Raw genomic sequence first — 5,237 nt, forward strand, 5'->3', positions numbered from 1 at the left:
TTGATGCAAGCAGACCCACCGCCATCGCGAGCAAGCTCGGCTCCCACAGTAATCGGCGGTGGATGCTGATCTTGTAAACGACCAAAAACCCATGTGGGAGCGAGCTTGCTCGCGATAACGTCAGCCCAGACAACACGACCCCCTGTGGCGAGGGAGCTTGCTCCCGCTGGCCTGCGAAGCAGGCCCCCAGCAGCTCTTCAGACAGACCGCGTTGCCTGGTTTTGCGACTGCTGCGCAGCCGAGCGGGAGCAAGCTCCCTCGCCACAGGGATCGGGTTGTGTCATTTGAGGCTAGATCAACCCCTTCTCATCATCATCGATCAACCGGCTCAACCCGCCCAGTGCTTCACGGGCCTGGGTGCGGTCCATCAGCTTGGCCTGGGCCGCGGCTGGCAGGTCGGTGACGCGGATGACGCCTTTGCTGGTCAGTACCTGGATCAAGTCATCGAGTACCCGGATCATCTCCAGGTCGCTCTGCTTGAGCTGCTTGAGGCTGTTTTCCACCGCCTGGTTGGCGAACCAGTCCTGGATCTCGTGGTTGTCGGCCGGCAAGGTCTCGGTGGCCTCGGCGTAGGCGGTGGCTTCTACGCGCACCAGCAGGCCTTGTGCATCGCGTTGCACATAAAACATCGGGCATCCCTCATGTATGAAGCGGCGTCATGCTGGGCAGCATAGGCCAACTGTGGGGGAGTATGAACACAAAACCCGTGACGAGGGAGCTTGCTCCCGCCGGGCTGCTCAGCAGCCCCTAAAAACAGGGCGCTTCACTCCCCAGTGGGAGCAAGCTCCCTCGCCACGGGTTTTGTGTCAGGTTCAGCTGTTGTTGTGATCGACCTTGATGGTCGGGTCACTGCCGGCGATCAGCGAGTTCAGGTTCACGTTCGACCAGTTGTTGCCTTCGAGCTTGATCGTCACGTCCGGCGCCGCTGCGGCACCGTTGGCCCCATTGAACTGGCCGGAGGTACTGACCTGCAGCGACGACACGCCATCGACCGTGCTGATTTTCAGGAAGTGGTCGATGGTGCTGCCGGTTTCGCCCTGCAACAGATCCCGCAGGTCGATCCGGTCGCCATCGGCGGCCTTGAAGTCCTTGATCACGTCGTTGCCAGTGTCGCCGGCCTTCCAGACAAAGGTATCGCCCCCCAGGCCGCCGATGAGGGTGTCATTGCCCTGGCCGCCGATCAGTGTGTCGTTACCCGTGCCACCCAGCAGGATGTCATTGCCCTTGCCACCATTGAGCGTGTCGTTGCCGCCCTGGCCGAAAATGATGTCGTTGCCGGCGCCGCCCAACAGGGTGTCGTTGCCATCGTGAGCACCGGACACATCGAATGCGGTGTAGTGCTCGGTGATGTACTGGTGCACGTTGCTGGTGGTGACCTTGCTGACGTCCACGCCGTTCTGCTGGGCCACGAACGCCTGGATGGCCTGGTAACCCTCGCCGGCGATGCCATTGAAGCTCACCAGGTCGCCGAACAGGATGTCATTGCCGTCGCCACCGTTGACGGTATCGGCGCCCGGCAGGGTCGCTTCGGTGTGGCCGATGATCGAGTTCGCCAGGTCTCTCGGATCGATATTGGTCTGCGGTTTTGCATCCGAGTCGTATGGCTTGAGATCGGCCAGGGTCACATCGCTGTTAAGGCCGATGGCTTCCACACCGGACAGCGAACTCAGGAGTGCGAAGGCGCTCAGGGAGTTGCTGGTGGTGCTCGAGTCGGTGCTGTTGCCGGTACCGTCGCGATACGACAGCTCATAGGTGCCGTCACCCTGGGCATGCAAGGTGCCCAGCGCTTCGTCGCTCCAGTAGCCGCCCCAGGTTTTTTTCCAGGTTTGCAGCGTGACGTTGCCAGACTCGTCGACCTTCACACGGTGTGTGCTGTCCAGGTCGGCGCTGAACGTCTGGCCCAGCTTGTAGTTGGTCGTGGTAATCAGGCTGTCGAGCTTCACGTCGCCGTAAAGGGTCGGGTTGGTCTGTTCACCAGACTGATAGAAGGTCGGCTGGCCGTCAGTGATGAAGTAAGTCAGGTTTTTCGCCCCGGTGTTGCTCAAGGCTTCAGTGCTCTTGAACCAGTTGGCGGTGGTCTTGAATACGTCCTCGTAGTTGGTGCCGCCGCCGGACACCATTGAATCCAGCACGCTCTTGAGCAGCGCCAGTGCGTTCGGGTCCTTGAGGTTGACCGAAACGGTCTTGTTCACTTGCCTGTCGAAGTCCGCCAGGAAGATGTTCACCGTGCCCGAGTTGCTACCCATGCTTTGCTTGAGCGTGTTGAACACCGACGTCAGCGAGGTCTTGGCTGCGGAAAGCGACGAATCGCTCATGCTGCCGGAGCTGTCGACCATGAAGGCGATGTTGTAGTTGACCCCCGGCACCACGGTCAGCCCGCCGATGTCGGCGACCACGATGTCGTTGCTGTCGGTGCCGGTGACGTTGTCGCTGCCAGATGTGGCAGTGACCGCGTTGTAGGTCGCCGGGTAAACCGTGACCGGGATCTGCGCCGTGCTGACTGCCGAGCCGCCGAGGGCTTCGGTGGACGTCGACGTCACGGTCAGGTTGAACTGGCCGTTGTAGTAGGTCGGTGGGGTCAGGGTCAGGCTGCCCAGGTTCCAGCCGGTGACCGAGGCTTCGCCGTTGCTGCCCACGGTCGCGGTATGGCCCGCGCCGTCGCTCAGCACGCTGCCTTCCGGAATGCCGCCGATCTTCACGCTCAGGCTTTCGGAGCCGTCGGTATCGGTCAGAGCGGTGGTGATCTTCGACAGGTGCACGCTGGTACCTTCGGCGCCTTCGTTGAGCTTGAAGCCGTCGTAGTAGCCTTCACCGTTGGTGCCGTGCAGATCGGAGACGGTCACGCCGGCATTCGTCAGGTCGGCCACGCCGGTGTAGAGCGGCACGCCGGCACTGCTCAGGTCCACTGGCGTGCTGCCGTTGACCGACAGGTTCACGTCGTAGCTGCCCGGGCCAGTCTGGTTGTGGTGGTAAATGTCCAGGGTGTAGTAGCCGCTGGTGGTCGGCGTGAACGAACCGTTCAACTTGCCGCCCGCGCCCCAGGTGATGCCCGCCACGTCCTTGCCGCCGACGGTGACCAGCAGGCTGTCATCGCCGGTACCGCTGAAGGTGTAGGTCTTGCCGGCTTCGAGGAAGATCAGGCCGGAAGTTTTCGACGCGGTGCCCGGGTTCACGTTGCTGTCGGACTGCACGTTGGTCACGTTAGTGCTGCTGTTCGGCGTGCCGGCGGCATCGATCACCGACTTGAGCGTGCCGGATGGCGCGCCGCTGCCATCGGTGCCCAGGCCCGACAGGCCGGTCCAGACTTCTTTGATCAGGCCGGTGGAGGTCACGCCGTTGCCAGCCACGTTGAGGCTCGGTGCGTCGGCGACCGGCGTGATGTCGATCTTCACGGTGCTGGTATTGCCCAGCGCCTGGCCGTCGGTTGGCTGGAAGCTGATTTGCGCGTAATCAGCCTTCTGATTGCCCACGCCGCTCGGGTTGCCGTTGGCGCCGGATTCGTTGGCGTCCGGGGTGAAGCGCAGCTTGCCAGCGTCGATGTCGGCCTTGGTGAAGGTCTGGTTGTTGGCCACGTCCTTCCAGGTGGCTCCGTCCAGGTACTGCAGCTTGCCGTCACCCGGCAGTCCGGTGATTTTCACACCCTGGCTGGCGGCGGCGCTGTCCACGTCGCTGATACCGAACGTCGACCAGCCGAGCACCAGTGAAGTGTCTTCGGTACCGGTCACTGCGCCACCGGTGGCCACCGGCGCATCGTTGACCGCGACCACGTTCACGGTGGTGGTGGCGGTGTTGGAGTAGCTCGCGCCGTCGGTCACCGTCACGGTGATGATGCGCGGTACGGTGCTCGGATCTTCGCTGTTGTTGATGAAGCTGATGTTCTTGATCTGCTGCATGTAGTCGGCCAGCGTCGCATTGCCCGACAGCGTCAGGACGACCTTGCCGTCGGTGCTGTTGGCGTTGATGCTGATGCCGTTGACGCTGTTGCCCAGGTTCAGCGCGTCGCCAGGCTGACGGTTGGTCAGCACGATGGTGGCGCCGGTCAGCAGGGTGCTGTCCGGGTCGGTGATCTTCAGGTCGGTGTCGGCGATGGACACACCCGGGCCGTTGGTGCCTTCGGTGAAGGTCACCTGGTAGTCGGCACCCGTCTTGCCGCTGGAGTTATTGGCGTCCAGGTCGAGTACCGGCGGCGCATCGTTATCGATGATCGAGGTACTGACGCTACCGTTGGTGCCGCTGACTGCCAAGTGCTCGAAGTTGCCACCGGTGGCCGAGTCGATCTTGACCACGAAGTTTTCAGTGCCTTCGGTGATCTTGTCGTCCAGCGTCGCCACGTTGAAGGTAGCGCTGGTGGCGTTGGCCGGGATCTTCACGGTGTAGACACCGGTGAAGTCCGAACCGTCGGCCGCAGTGCCGCTGTAGACGATCTTGACAGTCACTTCCGTCTGCGCCGGGTTGGTCAGGCTGACGGTGTACGTCGCGGTCTGGCCTTCGGTGACGGACGTGCTGCCGGTGATGCTCACGGTGGTGTTGTCGACGGTGTCAGTGACTGCAGTCACTGCCGGCGCAGTGCTCGGGACGAGATTCTCGAAGTTGCCACCGGTGGCCGTCTTGATGGTTGTCGAAACATTACCAGCGTCCTGATAGACGTCGTCTTTCGGCGCATCGACGGTCACGGTACCGGTTTTGGCACCGGCGGCGATGTTGATCACTGCGCCATTGCTCAAGGTCACGGTGACCGGTGTGCCAGCGGCATTGGTCAGCGTGGCGGTGTAGGTGATCTGACCACCTTCGGCGACCGTACCGGTTGCGCTGAGGCTCAGACCGGTATTGTCCTGGGTATCGGTGACCGAGGTATCGGCGGCCTTGCCGTCGATAGCCAGTTTTTCGTAGTTACCGCCCTTGGCGTCGTCGATCTTGACGCTCAGTTGGTTGCCGCCGGCAAGGGCGTCGTTTTGCGTGGCGAAGTTCACCGAGCCGCTGCTGGCACCAACCGGGATAGTGATGGTCTGGCCGTTGGACAGGGTGACAACCAGTGGAGCACCGGTGACCGGGGCGTTGACCGAGGCGGTGTAGACCACGGTACCGCCTTCAGCGACGGTCGATGTAGCGGTCAGACTGACAGTCGAAGTGTCGATGGTGTCAGTGACATCGGTCACTGCCGGTGCGGTACTTGGCACCAGGTTTTCGAAGTTGCCACCGGTGGCTTTGTCGATGCTGACTTCAACCTTGCCGGCGTC

The 5,237-nt window shown here is 62.2% G+C and carries 1 protein-coding gene and 1 pseudogene; both read right to left on the bottom strand.

Annotated features, from left to right (window positions below):
- Positions 1 to 290: 290 nt before the first annotated feature.
- Positions 291 to 629, bottom strand: coding sequence for a hypothetical protein (locus BT125_RS28190; protein ID WP_053161687.1), 339 nt, complete (start codon positions 627 to 629; stop codon positions 291 to 293).
- 183 nt (positions 630 to 812) lie between these two features.
- A pseudogene (locus tag BT125_RS28195) lies at positions 813 to 5,237 on the bottom strand (LapA family giant adhesin); the annotation flags it as partial.

Origin of the sequence: Pseudomonas sp. NFACC04-2, from assembly GCF_900119265.1 — a bacterium.
GTDB classification, from domain to species: Bacteria; Pseudomonadota; Gammaproteobacteria; order Pseudomonadales; family Pseudomonadaceae; genus Aquipseudomonas; species Aquipseudomonas fluorescens_AA.